This is a genomic window from Flavobacterium sp. LK-23 (assembly GCF_058135255.1).
Genome location: NZ_JBYUVT010000005.1, coordinates 388339 through 405073, shown reverse-complemented (window position 1 = coordinate 405073; position 16735 = coordinate 388339). Strand labels below are relative to the sequence as shown.

17 protein-coding genes are annotated in these 16735 nt (G+C 33.1%); 8 read left to right on the top strand and 9 right to left on the bottom strand.

All coding sequences use genetic code 11. The features are described 5' to 3' along the window. Positions 1-113: 113 nt before the first annotated feature. The 3 genes from AC3Y25_RS11100 to AC3Y25_RS11090 form a co-directional block, all read right to left on the bottom strand. On the bottom strand, positions 114-545 hold the full coding sequence (locus tag AC3Y25_RS11100) for a hypothetical protein (protein ID WP_489902792.1): 432 nt from the start codon (positions 543-545) through the stop codon (positions 114-116). Positions 546-809: 264 nt separating this feature from the next. Further along, positions 810-1217, bottom strand: a complete 408-nt coding sequence (locus tag AC3Y25_RS11095; protein ID WP_489902791.1) for a hypothetical protein — start codon at positions 1215-1217, stop codon at positions 810-812. 6 nt (positions 1218-1223) lie between these two features. Continuing rightward, positions 1224-2402 (bottom strand): glycoside hydrolase family 88 protein, encoded by a 1179-nt coding sequence (locus AC3Y25_RS11090; protein ID WP_489902790.1) that lies wholly within the window; start codon positions 2400-2402, stop codon positions 1224-1226. A gap of 211 nt (positions 2403-2613) precedes the next feature. Here AC3Y25_RS11090 and AC3Y25_RS11085 point away from each other — a divergent pair, with 211 nt between their 5' ends. Then, on the top strand, positions 2614-2997 hold the full coding sequence (locus AC3Y25_RS11085; protein WP_489902789.1) for a ribosomal maturation YjgA family protein: 384 nt from the start codon (positions 2614-2616) through the stop codon (positions 2995-2997). Here AC3Y25_RS11085 and AC3Y25_RS11080 read toward each other — a convergent pair. Beyond that, positions 2978-4756, bottom strand: coding sequence for an ABC transporter ATP-binding protein (locus AC3Y25_RS11080; protein ID WP_489902788.1), 1779 nt, complete (start codon positions 4754-4756; stop codon positions 2978-2980). The two genes, AC3Y25_RS11085 and AC3Y25_RS11080, sit on opposite strands and share 20 nt — an antisense overlap. Positions 4757-4832: 76 nt before the next feature. Here AC3Y25_RS11080 and AC3Y25_RS11075 point away from each other — a divergent pair, with 76 nt between their 5' ends. The 3 genes from AC3Y25_RS11075 to AC3Y25_RS11065 all read left to right on the top strand — a co-directional run bounded on the left by AC3Y25_RS11075 (position 4833) and on the right by AC3Y25_RS11065 (position 8570). Next, on the top strand, positions 4833-5411 hold the full coding sequence (locus tag AC3Y25_RS11075; RefSeq protein ID WP_489902787.1) for a non-canonical purine NTP diphosphatase: 579 nt from the start codon (positions 4833-4835) through the stop codon (positions 5409-5411). A gap of 204 nt (positions 5412-5615) precedes the next feature. Further along, on the top strand, positions 5616-7535 hold the full coding sequence (locus tag AC3Y25_RS11070; protein WP_489902786.1) for a DEAD/DEAH box helicase: 1920 nt from the start codon (positions 5616-5618) through the stop codon (positions 7533-7535). A gap of 252 nt (positions 7536-7787) precedes the next feature. Further along, positions 7788-8570: a carboxypeptidase-like regulatory domain-containing protein gene (locus AC3Y25_RS11065; protein WP_095929943.1), complete on the top strand. Its 783-nt coding sequence runs from the start codon at positions 7788-7790 to the stop codon at positions 8568-8570. 303 nt (positions 8571-8873) lie between these two features. Here AC3Y25_RS11065 and AC3Y25_RS11060 read toward each other — a convergent pair whose 3' ends face one another. Beyond that, complete coding sequence (locus AC3Y25_RS11060; protein ID WP_489902785.1) at positions 8874-10334, bottom strand: aminoacyl-histidine dipeptidase; 1461 nt, start codon at positions 10332-10334, stop codon at positions 8874-8876. A 178-nt stretch (positions 10335-10512) separates the two neighbouring features. Between AC3Y25_RS11060 and AC3Y25_RS11055 the strand changes: the two genes are divergently transcribed. The 3 genes from AC3Y25_RS11055 to AC3Y25_RS11045 all read left to right on the top strand — a co-directional run bounded on the left by AC3Y25_RS11055 (position 10513) and on the right by AC3Y25_RS11045 (position 12865). Continuing rightward, complete coding sequence (locus tag AC3Y25_RS11055) at positions 10513-11574, top strand: DUF3810 domain-containing protein (RefSeq protein WP_489902784.1); 1062 nt, start codon at positions 10513-10515, stop codon at positions 11572-11574. Between the two features lie 155 nt (positions 11575-11729). Next, positions 11730-12224 carry an RNA polymerase sigma factor gene (locus tag AC3Y25_RS11050; RefSeq protein WP_008462500.1) on the top strand — a complete coding sequence of 165 codons (495 nt, stop codon included), beginning with the start codon at positions 11730-11732 and terminating at the stop codon, positions 12222-12224. Positions 12225-12232: 8 nt separating this feature from the next. After that, positions 12233-12865 (top strand): DUF8845 family protein, encoded by a 633-nt coding sequence (locus tag AC3Y25_RS11045; RefSeq protein WP_095929939.1) that lies wholly within the window; start codon positions 12233-12235, stop codon positions 12863-12865. A gap of 235 nt (positions 12866-13100) precedes the next feature. On the opposite strand, the gene AC3Y25_RS11040 is transcribed toward AC3Y25_RS11045, so the two are convergent. Together AC3Y25_RS11040 and AC3Y25_RS11035 are read right to left on the bottom strand one after the other, a co-directional pair. Next, positions 13101-13910, bottom strand: coding sequence for a lysophospholipid acyltransferase family protein (locus AC3Y25_RS11040; RefSeq protein ID WP_250835391.1), 810 nt, complete (start codon positions 13908-13910; stop codon positions 13101-13103). 126 nt (positions 13911-14036) lie between these two features. Continuing rightward, on the bottom strand, positions 14037-14687 hold the full coding sequence (locus AC3Y25_RS11035) for an NUDIX hydrolase (protein WP_489902783.1): 651 nt from the start codon (positions 14685-14687) through the stop codon (positions 14037-14039). Between the two features lie 92 nt (positions 14688-14779). On the opposite strand from AC3Y25_RS11035, the gene AC3Y25_RS11030 reads away from it, so the two are divergent. Continuing rightward, positions 14780-15220 carry a DUF4268 domain-containing protein gene (locus AC3Y25_RS11030; protein ID WP_489902782.1) on the top strand — a complete coding sequence of 147 codons (441 nt, stop codon included), beginning with the start codon at positions 14780-14782 and terminating at the stop codon, positions 15218-15220. Positions 15221-15357: 137 nt separating this feature from the next. On the opposite strand, the gene AC3Y25_RS11025 is transcribed toward AC3Y25_RS11030, so the two are convergent. Then, positions 15358-15768: a hypothetical protein gene (locus AC3Y25_RS11025; protein WP_489902781.1), complete on the bottom strand. Its 411-nt coding sequence runs from the start codon at positions 15766-15768 to the stop codon at positions 15358-15360. Positions 15769-15788: 20 nt separating this feature from the next. After that, the gene (locus tag AC3Y25_RS11020; RefSeq protein ID WP_489902780.1) at positions 15789-16733 is read right to left on the bottom strand and encodes an NAD(P)H-dependent flavin oxidoreductase; all 945 of its coding nucleotides are present in this window, start codon (positions 16731-16733) and stop codon (positions 15789-15791) included. Positions 16734-16735: the final 2 nt, after the last annotated feature.

The following is a 16735-nucleotide window of genomic DNA, read 5'->3' as shown; positions in this document are numbered from 1 at the left end:
TAAATGCATAGTCATACTTTGTTTTTCTTTCCATAAAAAATGCCCCAAATAGTGTCTAACTTTTTGGGGCATGTTCAAAAATTGAAGAGGCTTTTTCTAAAAATCTACTTTAATTACAATTTTGCTGTTTCTTTACCTGCGCTTGTATTTCCTTCTAAAACGGCTAATTCTTCTTGATCTACTAATTCTTGAGCCAAAATAGCATTATTATAAGCTAAGAAATAGACGTCGAACTTTACTCCTTCAGCAATAAGAGAAGATGAAATTTGGTCATTCTTGATCATCTCTTTTAATAAATCTGGAAAAGATTCTTTGTAAGCTAATTTGTTTGCATCGTTTTCTTCCAAATTGGTTTCAATTCTAATTTCTATTTTATTGTCATTTAGAAAAGCTTTTGCAGATGTGCTCGTAATGCCACTTCCTTTTATAGAAGAAGAATTATTGTAATTACTTACATGCTCCTGGATTTTCTGCTTGGTATTTTTACAGCTAATTAAAAATAATGCAAAAGCAATTGCAAATGCGATTTGGGTAATTTTTTTCATAATTTTTTGGTTTAATAGTTATTTTTTAACTCAAACATAATTAATTTATAACATAAAACCAATATGAATTTATAAAAAAGACATATGTAATTCTTTGAATGCAAACCGTTTATACTCGTAAAATGCCAATATTTGTAAGAATGAAAACGCTATTTTAAATTTTAATTTTTAGCTGTAAATACAAAAAAATCTCTTTAAATAAACTTTAAAGAGACTTTCAATATGTAAGAATTTAAAAATATTTTATTTTTTTTAATCGGTCTATTATTTCAAAATATATTTAAGAGATTCTCCTGTGAGCACCTCTTTATCTAAAACAGTATTATCATTTGCTAAAAAGTAAACATCAAATTGAACCCCTTCTTCTATTAATTGTCTTGGAATCTGATCTTTTTCAATCATTGATCTTATCAACCTTACAAATGAAATAGAAGAAGCTAATTTATTGCCTTCATTTTGGTCTAAGTCCGTTTCAAATCTCAATTCAATTTTATTATCATTAATATAACCTCTTGCTGTAGTAAGCGTTACATTTTCGGCTCTAAAACTTGGAGCAATGTTTTTGTTGTACGTAACAACATACTCTTGAAGTTTTTGTTTGGTATTTTTACAGCTCACAAGTGTCAATACCATCATTATTGCAAAGGCAATCTGGCTTATTTTCTTTAGCATAATTTTCTATTTTAATTTTTGAAGTCTTAATAATGCCTCAAGATAGTAATAATCTGCGTAATTTATAGAACAATCTATTTCGCTTCCTGCAGGTTTATGGCCCGTTGAATGCAATAAAAATGCCCAATTCACATCATGACTTTGATAATCGTTTGAAAGCGAAACGATCATTTTTTTGGCTTTTGTCAAATATTCAGCTTTTAAATTCTTGTCTTTTGTGTACGAACTTAATTCTAAAAGCGCAGATGAGACAATAGCCGCCGCCGAAGCATCACGAGGTTCGTTCGGAATATTTGGCGCATTAAAATCCCAATACGGAACTAAATCTTCTGTGGCTAATTTATCCAAATAAACACGGGCTAATTTATGGGCAAAATCTAAAAACTTAGCGTCTTTTGTTTCTCTATACGTCATTGTAAAACCGTAAATCGCCCAAGCCTGACCACGCGCCCACATACTGTCATCACTATATCCTTGTGCTGTTCTTCCTTTTATTTTTTTTCCAGTTTCGAAATCATAGATTATAACATGATAAGAAGTGTTATCTGGTCTAAAATGATTGCCCATTGTGGTTTCCGCATGTTTAACTGCTATATCGTATAATTTTTTACTTCCTCCATTTTTTGAAGCCCAAAACAAAAGCTCCAAATTCATCATATTATCAATAATAGTATTATGCCCTCCCATTTTGTTATGAGGCCAAGATTGAATGGTTCCCACTTTCGGATTAAAAAGCGTTGCCAATGTATCGGCAGTTCTTAAAATAATTTGCTTGTATTCTGGATTTTTAGTCAATCTATATCCGTTTCCAAAACTATTAAAAATCTGAAAACCTAAATCATGATCACCGGCTTTGCTAACAGATAATGGTGTTAAAAAACGACTGAATTTATCGGCTTCTTTTTCCCATTTTTTATCTTTAGTTGCTTCATACAAAAACCATAACTCTCCAGGCCAGAATCCACTTGTCCAGTCTTTATAGCCAACAAATTTCCATTCTTTGCTTCCGTTTGGAACTGTTCGCGGAGAAGTTCCGTCGTCAGGAATCACCTTTAAGGTTTTTGAAGCTTGCTCTACACAATAATCTAACTGTTTTTTAATATTAAACGTTTTGTCTTTCTGAGAATAACCTTGATTTCCTAGAAAAAACAAAGCTGCAATCAGAGTAAAAAATTTTGCATTCATGTGGTTGATAGTTTGTTTAATCGATAAATTTATGAAATAAAGTGAATCTAATTGGGGTTTGTATTTTTTGTTACCTAAAAGTGGATTATTGGTGTACCATTTTATTTAGACTTTTTCCCGTTATACTTCTCTTTGTCAAAGTTTTAAACTTTGACGAAGAAGAATTACAACTGATTACATACATTTGCTTTAACTAAAACCCAATCTCAACTTGAACAAAACCAGAATTACCTATTTCCTAGTTCTTCTAAGCATCATTTTCCTTGGAATCCTTTCCAGAAAAATATCGTTTATCCCCTTATGGATTGGTGATTTTCTATACGCTGTCATGATATATTTTCTGATTCGGATATTTCTTCCCTTCAAAAATGCTTTCGCAATTGCGTGTCTTTCTCTATTGATTTGTTATGGAATTGAATTTTTACAATTATATCAAGCCGATTGGATTGTAGCACTTAGAAAAACACTTTTTGGAAGATATGTTTTAGGCCAGGGATTTCTTTGGGAAGATATTCTGGCTTATACTTTTGGAGTTCTTGTAGTTTTTGTTTTTGAAAAAATAACCTTGAATTATTTCAGTCGAAAATCTGTGTAATTTTTTCGATGTTTAAGCTGTTGGCCATTGCCATGAATATCTGATGATACGTTCCTTTATTATCATATAATTCGTCGTGAGTTCCTTTTTCGACACATCTTCCTTTTTCTAAAACAATAATATTGGAAGCGTCTATGATTTGCGAAATACTATGAGAAATTATAATAACGGTTCTGTCTTTTTTGATGGCATCCAGAGATTTCTTAATCTGTTCTGTCGCGATGGCGTCTAAACTAGCGGTTGGTTCATCAAGGAAAATGATTGGCGGATTTTTGAGAAACAATCTAGCGATCGCTATTCGCTGCTGTTGGCCGCCTGAAAGTAAATGCGCATCAGAATCATAACCTTTTGGCAATTGAATAACCTGCTCGTGAATATAAGCTTGCTTTGCCGCTTCTATAATTTCATCTTTTGAAGCTTCTGGTTTTCCATATAAAATATTCTCTAAAATTGTGCCTTTAAAAATGTGATTTTTCTGAAGCACCAAACCAATATTTTTGCGCAGAAAATCGGTATTGTATTCAACCAAATCAACTCCATCCAAAAATATCTGACCAGTTGAAGGCAAGTAAAATTTATCCAATAAATTAATAATGGTACTTTTTCCAGCTCCGCTTAATCCGACCAAAGCAGTGGTTTCATTTGGTTTTACAGTAAAATTTATATCATAAAGTGCCTGAGTTCCGTTTGGATATACAAAATCTACATTTTTCACTTCTATTAATCCAACAATTTTTTCTGGGATGTAATTACCGCTAGTTTCTGTCTCATGCTCTGCTTCCAAAATATCAAAGAATCCTTCAGAATAAATTAATGCATCATTTACCTCGTCATAAATTCGGTGTAATTGTCTAATTGGCGATGAAACATTATTAAAGAGCATAATATGAAACATAATCGCACCAATTGTCATTTGATTATTCAAAACAAAATAAGCCGTTAGAATAATTATAATTACTACTCCTATCTGTTCAACAAAGCTTTTTATACTTTCAAAAATAAAACTGGTTTTTCTGGTTTGCAGCTGATTTTCGGTCATTTCAAATTGTATCCTTTCATGACGATCGGCTTCTGTAGATTCACGCACAAAGGACTTAATTACCGTTATCGACTCAATTAAACTAATGATTCCGTTGTTTTTAGTTTCGCGATACTTACGCATTCTTCGTCGGAATCCGCTTAATCTCGTTGCCTGCAATTGACTGATGTAAAAATAAATCGGGATAATGCACAAACTTACCAAACCTACATAAACATTGGCATAGAACATAATTACCAAAGCCACAAAAGCGTTAGCAAATAATGGCAGAATATCAATAAAGAAGTTTTGCACCAATCTGGTTAAACTGCTAATTCCGGCATCAATTCTAGTCTGGAGTTTTCCGCTTTCATTTTCATCAGAAGTATAAAATTCCATTCTGTAGCTTAGAATTTTTTCTACTATAGTTTGAGAAATATCACGCGTAATAAAAATACGGAGTTTTTCTCCGTAGAATTTTTGTCCAAATTGAACAACTGAATTCACCAATTCTTTAGTTAACAAAACAATACTAATTATACCAAGCAAATGAAATCCTTTGGATAATGGTTCGTGAGCTACCATCAAATTATTTATAGTATCGACAGTATATTTTAAAATTACAGCATTTACCTGTGCTGCAAACGAACCCAAGAAAGTTAACAGTAAAGTTGCAATTACCATTTTTCTGTACGGCTTTACAAAAGGCAGGATTTTTTTATAAAGTACTGATAATTGCATTTATTTGAATTTTAGCTAACATATCAAATATAAGAATTCTAAATTTGTGTTGAAAATCATTTAAACACATAATGCTATGAAACTCGTTTTCGCCTCAAACAACAAAAATAAAATAACCGAAATTCAAAGTATGCTTCCAGAAAGCATCAAAATATTAAGTTTAGAAGATATTAATTGTTTTGAAGATATTCCGGAAACTGCAGATACCATAGAAGGGAATGCGATTTTAAAAGCAGATTATGTAACTCAAAAATATGGCTATGATTGTTTTGCAGATGATACAGGTCTAGAAGTAAATGCTTTAAATGGAGAACCTGGAGTATATTCTGCACGATATGCAGGCGAGCAAAAAAATGCAGACGACAACATGAACAAGCTTTTAGATGCTTTAAAAAACGAAGAAAATCGCAACGCTCAGTTCAAAACTGTTATAACTTTAAACCTAAATGGAAAACAATATTTGTTTACTGGGATTGCAAAAGGAGAAATTACTTTAACCAAAACAGGCACAAATGGTTTTGGATACGACCCCATTTTTAAACCCGAAAATTTTAACGAGACCTTTGCAGAACTGCCTTTGGAAACCAAAAATACAATTGGACATCGGGGAAAAGCAGTTCAGCAACTAATTGATTACCTGACTACCACAAAATAATTGTTTCAAATACAACATTTTAAAGCTCAAATTTTACATTTTCAGACGTGTTTTTAGGGCAAATTCTGGATTTTTTGCAAAAAATCATTTTACCAAAATCGTAACTTTTTGATAATCAAATAATAACAAATGCATAATTCTTGAAATTGCATTAGTTTATCTGAATAATTAACAGTAATTTTGCACCCTATTTTAAATACATATATGAATAAATTTGAACAATTAGGATTGAATGAATCGTTACTGAAGGCGATTTTAGATCTAGGATTTGAAAATCCGTCAGAGGTACAGGAAAAGGCGATTCCCCTATTATTGGAAAAAGACACAGATATGGTTGCGTTGGCTCAGACAGGGACAGGGAAAACGGCAGCTTTCGGTTTTCCGCTAATTCAAAAAATTGATGCTGACAATAGAAACACACAAGCATTAGTTTTATCGCCAACACGAGAACTTTGTTTACAGATTACCAACGAACTTAAAAACTACTCAAAATACGAAAAAGGTATTAATGTGGTAGCAGTTTACGGCGGGGCTAGTATTACAGAGCAAGCTAGAGAGATCAAAAGAGGCGCACAAATTATTGTGGCTACTCCAGGAAGAATGCAAGACATGATTAACAGAGGTTTAGTTAACATTAAAAATATAGATTACTGTATTTTGGATGAAGCTGATGAGATGTTGAACATGGGATTCTATGAAGACATCGTATCTATCTTATCAGATACTCCAGATCAAAAAAACACATGGTTGTTCTCTGCAACTATGCCGCAAGAGGTTGCTAGAATTGCAAAACAATTCATGAGCGAACCTGTTGAAATTACTGTTGGAGCTAAAAACTCAGGTTCTGCAACAGTTTCTCACGAATTTTACTTAGTAAATGCTCGCGATCGTTACGAAGCTCTAAAACGTTTAGCAGATGCTAACCCGGATATTTTCTCTGTAGTTTTCTGTCGTACTAAAAGAGATACACAGGCTGTAGCTGAAAAATTAATTGAAGATGGATATAGCGCCGCTGCGTTACACGGAGATTTATCTCAAGCGCAACGTGATGGTGTAATGAAATCGTTCCGTGGAAGACAAATTCAGATGCTTGTTGCTACTGACGTTGCTGCACGTGGTATTGACGTTGATAACGTAACTCACGTTGTTAACTATCAATTGCCTGACGAAATTGAAACATACAACCACCGTTCGGGCCGTACTGGTAGAGCTGGAAAATTAGGTACTTCTATTGTAATTGTTACAAAAAGCGAGTTACGTAAAATTTCTTCTATCGAGAGAATCATCAAACAGAAATTCGAAGAAAAAACGATTCCATCTGGAATTGAAATCTGCGAAATTCAGTTGTTACACTTAGCAAACAAAATTAAAGATACTGAAGTTGATCACGAAATTGACAACTATTTACCAGCAATCAATAATGTTCTTGAAGATTTATCTAAAGAAGAATTGATCAAAAAAATGGTATCAGTAGAATTTAACCGTTTCATCGCATACTACAAAAAGAACAGAGATATTTCTACGCAATCTTCAGACAGACGTGAAAGAGGCGATTCTGAACCAAGAGAATTCAGTAATAATGGAGCAGTTCGTTATTTCGTAAACATTGGTTCTAGAGATAACTTCGACTGGATGTCATTAAAAGATTACTTGAAAGAAACATTAGATTTAGGTCGTGATGATATCTTTAAAGTTGACGTAAAAGAAGGATTCTCATTCTTTAATACTGATCCTCAATTTACTGATAAAGTAATGGATGTTTTAAACAACGTTCAATTAGAAGGTCGTCGTATCAATGTTGAGATTTCTAAAAATGATGGTGGAGGAAGACGTGATCACAATAACCGTGGTGGAGGAAGACGTGATTCTGGAAGAAGAGACGGAAACTTCGCTCCAAGACGTGAAGGCGGATTTAGAAGTGATAGAAATTCTTCTAGAGACGGTGGATCACGCGAAGGTGGATCTCGTGAAGGAGGTTTTAGAGGTGATAGAAACTCAGCTCCTAGAAGAGAAGGTGGTTTCAGAAGTTCTGCACCAAGAAGCGAAGGTGGTTCAGATAGAGCACCAAGACGTTCTGAAAACTTCGGCGACAGCTCAAGACCAAGAAGATCTAGAAGAGATTAATAATTTAATTTCTTAAAATACAAAATCCCAAATTCCAGACATACTTGGAAGTTGGGATTTTTTTTATTTACAGAATTTTATACCTTATAAATAAGTTTTGCAATCCAAAACAATAGAATATAACTCTCTATCCCTTTTTATTTAACACAAAAAAAGCAATACTGTTGCCTTTGTTAATTTTCTTATAATTAAATTCCAAGACTGCGAGATATTTAATCCCGATTTACTACTTTTAGTGCTTTAAATCAGGATATGAAATATTTCGCAGTTTTCTTTTTTACACTTCTCGCCAACATTGGTTTTGCACAAGATACGCAAGATGCACAGCCAACAGTTCCACAAAGAGTTTCAGGTTACGTTATTAATGACGACAGCAAACAACCGCTGGCTGGCGTAAATATCATTAACACCAACAAAGTGCGTGGTGCAAAATCTGACGAAAAAGGGTATTTTGAAATTGACGTGCAAGTAAACGATACACTTCATTTTTCTATTCTAGGATTTCAATCACTAAGAATTAGAGTTACAAATGACTGGATTAAGAATAAAGTGACTAGAATTCAGCTTACAGAAAAAGCAATTGCTTTGGAAGAAGTTGTTATTGCTCCTTTCTCTTTGACAGGATATCTTGAAATTGACTCTAAATTAATTCCAACAAAAGAAAACTATCGTTACAGTATTTCGGGACTTACACAAGGTTATGAAGCTGGAGAATATGCTCCAAATGCTTTTGGAAAAGTCCTCGGTTCGATCTTTAACCCTGCCGATATGCTCTATAATTTCTTTGGCAAGAACGGTAAAGAACTCAAGAAACTAAAGGAAATGAAAAAAGATGATACGGTAAGAACGCTGTTAGAATCAAAATACGATCGTGAAACAGTTGCCGTATTATTAGGAGTCAGCAAAGATGAAATCCCCGAAATTATGCATCGCTGTAACTATTCCGATTCTTTCATCCAGACCGCAAATGATCTTCAGATTATGGACGCAATCAGCGCTTGTTATGAACAATATAAAGTATTAAAACGCAATTAAACTTTTAATACCAATAAAAGAACACCTAAATCCTCAATTTTTAAAATTGGGGATTTTTTTTGGCGTTTCGGATTTTAAAAACCTTACATTTACTTACAAAACAGCAAAATCAATATTATGGCAAAAGGTCAAGACGCTAAAAAAACAGCAAAAAAAGAACCGTTAAAAACGGCTAAAGAAAAGAAAGAAGAAAAGAGAGAAAAGAAAAATACTCCTAAGAGGGATTAATTTTTAGTCTCAGTTTACAGTCTCAGTTTACAGTTCTTTTAAACTGATTACCGAGACTGCGACTGAATACTAAAACTATTTAACTGGAATATTAGAAAGGATTTCTAACACAAATTTCCAATATTTCTGTGCAGAAGAAATACTTGCTCTTTCGTCTGGAGAATGCGCTCCGTGAATTGTTGGACCGAAAGAAATCATGTCCATATCAGGGTAATTTGTTCCTAAAATTCCGCATTCTAAACCAGCGTGACAAGCCACAACTTTAGGCTGTTCTCCATTTTGTTTTTCGTAGATCTCTTTTAAGACTTCTAAAATTTCCGAATTTACATTTGGTGTCCATCCTGGATAAGAACCAGAAAGCTCCACTTCACACCCAACCAATTCAAAAGCAGAACGTAAAGAATTTGCCAAATCAAATTTTGAAGATTCAACAGAAGAACGTGTTAAACATCCTACCAAGATTTCTCCATCTTTAATAACGACGCGAGCAATATTATTTGAAGTTTCAACCAAATCGGCCATATCAGCGCTCATTTTATAAACTCCATTCTGAGCTGCATAAATCGCTCTGATAATTCCTTCCTGCACACCTAAATCCATTACTTTCTCAGGTAAATCTCCTTTTACGATTTCAATAGTCAAATTAGGCTCGGTTGTTTTGTATTCTGCTTTTATATCAGAAATAATTTCCTGCATATCATAAACAAAAGCTTCATCAAACATTTGAGAAATAACCACCTTTGCAACACTTTCTCTCGGAATTGCATTTCTAAGGCTTCCTCCGTTGATTTCTACAACCTGTAAACCAAAGTTTTCAAATGCATCAAACAACAAACGGTTCATAATTTTATTAGCGTTTCCTAAACCTTTATGAATATCCATTCCTGAATGCCCGCCATTTAAACCTTTTACTGTAATAGTATAACCAACAGATCCTTCTGGAACTTCTTCTTCATGATACGTTCTTGTAGCCGTTACATCAATTCCACCTGCACATCCAATATCAATTTCATCATCTTCTTCTGTATCCAAGTTCAACAAAATCTGACCTTGCAAGATTCCTCCTTTTAAGTTTAAAGCACCAGTCATTCCTGTTTCTTCATCAATTGTAAATAAAGCTTCAATTGCAGGATGCGGAATATCTTTGCTTTCAAGAATTGCCATAATAGTCGCCACTCCTAGTCCATTATCAGCTCCAAGTGTTGTGCCTCGCGCGCGAACCCAGTCACCATCAACATACATATCGATTCCTTGTGTATCAAAATCAAAAACTGTATCAGCATTCTTTTGATGCACCATATCTAAATGCCCTTGCATTACGATTGGTTTACGATTTTCCATTCCTGGAGTAGCCGGTTTTCTTATGATTACATTTCTGATTTCATCTTCGAAAGTTTCTAAACCCAAGCTATTTCCAAAGTTCTTCATAAACTCAATTACACGTTCTTCTTTTTTAGACGGACGGGGAACAGCATTTAAATCTGCGAATTTATTCCAAAGTGCTTTTGGCTCCAGATTTCTAATTTCTTGACTCATTATATTTTGTTTGATGTTTAACAATTAAGAGTCCCAAAGTTACAAAGTTTCAACTTTTTTTGAGCACAAATTTGAGGAATTAGCACGAATCCAAATTCTTAAAATCAATTCCTACAAATACAATCCTTTTTTTTAATAATAATATTGTGTTTATATTTACGTATCTAAAAACTATACTGTGAAATCAAAATACGTTTTACCTTTATTTCTCTTAGTTCAAATTATCTTTTATAAAATCCTACCATTCTTTCCTGACTTCGTGGAAGGCTTTTACAGCAAAAATTTATTCGTTAGAATTTCTCATTTTTCAAGAACAATCTTAGGTAAAATTCCTTTTTCTGTCGGTGATATTATTTATGCTCTTTTAATGATTTCTATAATTAGTTGGTTTTGGAAAACCAGAAAAACTTGGAAAACAGACTGGAAGGATCATCTTCTTAAAATCCTAGGTAAGATCTCTGTTTTTTACTTTTTCTTTCACCTGCTTTGGGCTTTCAATTATTACCGTAAACCTCTTTTTGAAAAAATGGAAATCAAAAGAGAATATACCGATGCTGATCTTTTGGCTTTCACTAAAAGATTAATTGCAAAGACGAATGAAGTTCAGTTTCAAATTACAAAAAATGAAAGCTCTAAAATTGTCTTTCCATATTCACAGAAAGAGTCATTTAACATGATTTTAAACGGTTACGATAATTTAGCGAAAGAACATCCTTATTTTAAATACAAAACATTAAGCGTAAAAAAATCACTGTTTAGCCTTCCTTTAACTTATATGGGATTTGGCGGTTATTTAAATCCATTTACAAACGAAGCGCAAATTAACGACTTATTGCCAATGTACACTTTTCCACTAACTACATCTCATGAAATGGCACATCAGATTGGTTTTGCAAGTGAAAGTGAATGCAATTTTATTGGCCTTTTGGCTTCTGTCAAAAATGACAATTTATATTATCAATATGCAGGATATAGTTTTGCATTACGCTATTGTCTAGGAATCTGGCAGTTTAAAAACGAGAAAATTTTTGAAATACTAAAGAAACAAGTAAATACTGGAATTTTAAAAAACTATCAAGAAGACCAAGATTTTTGGAAAAAATATGACACCTTTATAGATAAAGGTTTTCATTTTCTATGGGATAGTTTTTTAAAAACAAATAACCAAAAAGATGGAATGAAAAGCTATAGTAAGTTTATTGATTTGACGATTAATTACTATAAAACAAGGCAACTATAAAGTTTGCCACGAATTGCACGAATTGGCACGAATTTTAAAAAAAGTAAACTTTAGTTTTTTCCCTTTTGAGAAGTAATTCGGGAAATTTGTGAAATTCGTGGCAAAAAATAAAACATCAACTGTAACAAAAATGTTTTCATAACTACTAATACATTATGAGTGAAAATCTAGAACAGTCATTTGTTGCGCAGCTGCAGGCAAATCAGAATATAATCCACAAGATTTGTAGATTATATACTGCTGGCGAAGATGCTCATAAAGATCTGTTTCAAGAAATCACCATTCAGCTGTGGAAAGCTTATCCAAAATTTAGAGGCGACAGTAAATTTTCGACTTGGACCTATCGTGTTGCCTTAAACACTGCCATTACCTTATACCGAAAAACCAAAAGAACTATATCGACCGTAGATTATGAAAATCATCAGCATTTTGTAAAAGATGTTGACTATAATTATGAAGAAGAAGAACAGATAAAACTGATGTATAAGGCAGTTTATCAATTAAATGACATTGAAAAGGCATTAGTTTTTATGTATTTAGAAGACAAAGATTATCAAGAAATAGCTGAAACTTTAGGAATCAGCGAAGTGAATGCGCGCGTGAAAATGAACAGAATTAAAGGGAAACTTAAAAAAATACTAAATCCTTAAAAATTATTATGAAAGAACTGGATTTACTAAAAAAAGACTGGCAAAAGAACTCTGATTCTTTTCAACAAATTTCTGAAAATGAAATCTACAAGATGATTCATAGAAAATCATCTTCAATTGTAAAATGGATTTTAATCATCAGCATTTTGGAGATTTCGTTTTGGACTTTTTCCAACTTGTTTATCAATACAGATGATGTATTGCGAAAAATGAATCATCCTGAAATAGTAACAGCTTTAGAGTTTCTAACCTACTTTAATTATGTTGTTGTATTAATTTTTGTTTACATTTTCTATAAAAACTACAGAACAATTTCGACCACAATAGCAACAAAATCATTGATGAGTGCTATTTTAAAAACCCGAAAAACTGTACAATATTATGTTTGGTATAATCTCGGAATGATTGTGATTACCGCAATTCTAAGCTTCTTTATTGCTTTTGTCTACAATCCAGATATGGAGTTTCTTAGAGAAAAATTAGCGATGAACGGAAAAGCCATGTTTGTTACTATAGGAATATTATTCCTTGTCATTTTAGGTTTCTTTGGATTATTCTGGTGTTTTTACCGAATTATTTACGGAACACTTTTACGCAGATTATACGCTAATTATAAAGAGTTGAAGAAGATAGATTTTTAATTTAAGTTGCTAAGGTTCTGAGATGCTAAGGTTCTAAGTTTTCTTTAAGACACAAAGATTCTAAGTTGCAAAGGGACAAAGTTTCTACTAAATTGAAACCTAAAAACCATAAACCAGATACAAAATCGATTTTGTCACCCTGAGCGAAGTCGAAGGACACAACGTTAGGCTTCGACTTCGCTCAGCCAGACAAAGCAAACTTGAAACCTTAAACTTTAAACAAAAAAAAACTATTCTAATAATCCCAGCGTCTTAATTTATTCAGTTCCTCTTGTACTTTGATTTCTTCTGCAGGAATAACTTTTAAAAATGATGGATGTTGTTCAATTGCGTATTCTACTTTTTCTACAATTTGTTCGATTGTATCGTTTTCATAATCAATATCTAAAGGTTCTTTGATAATGAAAGATTGCAGTATTCCTTTTTTCTTCATTCGAAGTCCTTTTTTATCGAACGATCTGCGGAAACCGTCAATTACAATTGGAATAACAAGCGGTTTGTGCTGTTTGATAATATGTGCTGTTCCTTTACGAACTGGTTTGAATGATTTTGTTGTTCCTTGAGGAAAAGTAATAACCCAGCCGTCTTCTAGAGCAATTCGGATGTTTTCTGTATCGTTTGGATTTACATCACGTTTTTCTGTAACATCAACGCCTTTAGAACGCCAAGTTCTCTCAACGGTGATTGCGCCCACATAAGCTAAAATTCTTGGCAGTAATCCAGCCTGCATGGTTTCTTTGGCTGCTACGTAGTAAATATTCATTTTTGGCTGCCACAAGTAGCCAATATTCTTAATCGTGTCTTGACGCCCTGATAAACTGGCGTTAAAAACATGAAACATTGCTACAACATCTGCAAAATAAGTCTGGTGATTGGATATAAATAAAACATTAGTATCTGGGAGTGTTTTAATAATTTCAGATCCTTCAATCTGCAATTCATTAAAACCTCTATACCTTCTATGAGTCATGGCACCGAGAACTCGGATTAACCATTTCTTGATGAATAATATATGCCCAAAAGGATTTCGTTTAAACAATCCCATAACTAATTTATCTTATTTTTTTGTTAGGTCGCAAACATACAAAAATTATTCTTTTAGCAACACTTTAAAACAATTTCTCCAAATAACAGTTATCCAAATGAATATCAAATCATTAAATAAACTTTATCAAATTTCTTTTGCAATAGCGACATTCAAAACATCGCGCAATTCACTCAAAATCATTGCTGTGGCACCCCAAACAACGTGATTTTGAATATTAAAGGCAGGAACTAAAATATTTGCTCCGTAAGAAGTTGATAATCTGGCTTCAATAATTATATCATCATTCAAAAAAACAGACAAAGGCAGTTCAATAATTGCAGCCACTTCTCGTATATCAGGATAAAAGGAAAGTTCTTCTGTAGCAATTCCTAAAAAAGGATGCACCAAAAAATTACTTGGCGGAATATACATTGGGGAAAAATGTTTAATTATATTTATTTTATCCCTCGTTACCCCTACCTCTTCATGTGTTTCTCTAAGTGCAGTGGTTTCAAAATTAATATCTTCCTTTTCATATTTTCCTCCTGGAAATGCTATCTGAGCAGAATGAACGCCATCATAAGCATTTCTAACAATCAAAACCAAATGTGTTTTTTCCTGTTTTGGATAAAACAGCATCATTACTCCCGCCATTCTGGCATTTAATGCATCAATATCAAGATTTTTTAATCCCTCTATACGCTCTTTTGGAGCCATTTTTAAGTGTGACGTTACTGCTGGTAATTCTAGCGGAATTATATTGGGAACATATTTCAAAAAGTCTTGAAAATTCATAATCAAAGCTTATTTTTGTATTTTCAAATAAAACATAAATATACTCCAGAAAACGCAGTACCGCAAGTTTTCTAATCTTAAAGCCAAAAAAAATGTACAGCAGAGAAGAATCGCAAAGAATAAAAAGAGAATTTTGGGTAGCTTTTGCCGAAAAATACCCTCGCAAATGGGTGCTTTACGACACTAAAATCAAAGATTTTTCTTTTAAATTTTATGTAGATAATAAGAAAGCACAGGTTTTAATTGATATCGAACACAGAAGCGATGAAAAACGTATTGCCTACTTTGAAAAACTTGAAGCTTTAAAAAACATCCTAGAGGAAGAATTTATCAAAGACTTGGTTTTTGAAAAAAATTATACTCTTGAAAGCGGTAAAAACATCAGTAGAATTTGGGTAGAAAAACTTGGCGTTGGTTTCAGCAATAAAAACACTTGGGATGCTATTTTTGATTTCTTCAACGAAAATATGCACGCTCTAGAAATGTTCTATTTAGAATATGATGAGTTTATTAAGGATGTAGATTCTTTGTAGTTTCTGAGATGCCAAGATTCCAAGACACTGAGCTTTTTTTATATAGCAAACCCGACAGTTCTTAAAAAATCTGTCGGGTTTATTATTTTATTAAATTCAAAAGACTTAGCGACTTAGAATCTTAGCATCTTAGAAACTTAGACAGTAATAATATTATAAACGATGATATGATCATCATAATTAATATAAAGCTGTTTTCTATAATCTTGTTTTTTACGTGTAATAATTGACAGCTTGCATTCTTTTCCATCATTATCTTTGCACATAAAAGAATACACAATATCTGTGTCGTTTTCTTCTCTTTCTATGTAATCTAAAATATTGTAAAGCTGGATTTCTTGAGAATAAACTACAATTCTATGTTTATTGGTATCTAAAACAACCGAAAGATTTACTAAATCTAGATTGGACCACTCGCCCCATTTTCCTCTTTCATTTTTTTCTAGAACGCTAAATCCTGAAGTTTTAAAATGATATGATTGACTTTTAGCTTGTTGAAGGCCTAACACTAAAAAAAGTAATAGTATATATGTGCGTATAGAATTCATAAATTATTTCTTGCAGTCAATTAAAACTCAAATGTAGTCTTTTCTTTGGATGCGACTTCAAATTCGGCTATCATTTGTCGAATAATTTCTTCAACTGGCAAAATTTCATGAATCAGACCTGCAACCTGTCCAATCTCCAATTCTCCCTCATCCAAATCTCCTTCAAACATTCCTTTTTTGGCTCTTGCACGTCCTAAAAGCTGTATTAATTCTTCTTTAGATGGACATTTTTGATACAAATCCTGAACATCCTGATAGAACTTATTTTTCACTAATCGTACGGGTGCCAATTCTTTCAAAGTCAAATGAGTACCTCCTTCTATAGTATTAACTATCGTATCTTTAAAATTATTGTGTGCCGAAGATTCAAAAGATGCTGCAAAACGGCTTCCAACCTGAACACCATCTGCGCCTAAAACCATTGCCGCAAGCATTCCTCTTCCTGTCGCAATTCCACCCGCTGCAATTAAAGGGATTTGTATTTTTTCTTTCACCATCGGAATCAAAGTCAACGTTGTGGTTTCTTCGCGTCCGTTATGTCCGCCCGCTTCAAAACCTTCTGCCACAACGGCATCCACACCAGCATCTTGCGCTTTTAAAGCAAAAACACTGCTGCTTACCACGTGAACAACTGTAATACCTCTTTCTTTCAAAAAAGAAGTCCAAGTTTTCGGATTTCCTGCAGAAGTAAAAACAATTTTAACACCTTCATCAACCACAATATTCATAATTTCTTCGATGTTAGGATATAACATCGGAATATTGACACCAAAAGGTTTGTCTGTGACTTTTTTACATTTTTGAATGTGTTCTCTAAGAACTTCTGGATACATAGAACCTGCACCAATAAGTCCTAAACCTCCTGCATTACTTACCGCCGAAGCCAATTTGTAACCACTATTCCAGATCATTCCACCTTGAATGATTGGATATTTTATATTAAAGAGTTGGGTAATTTTATTCATTA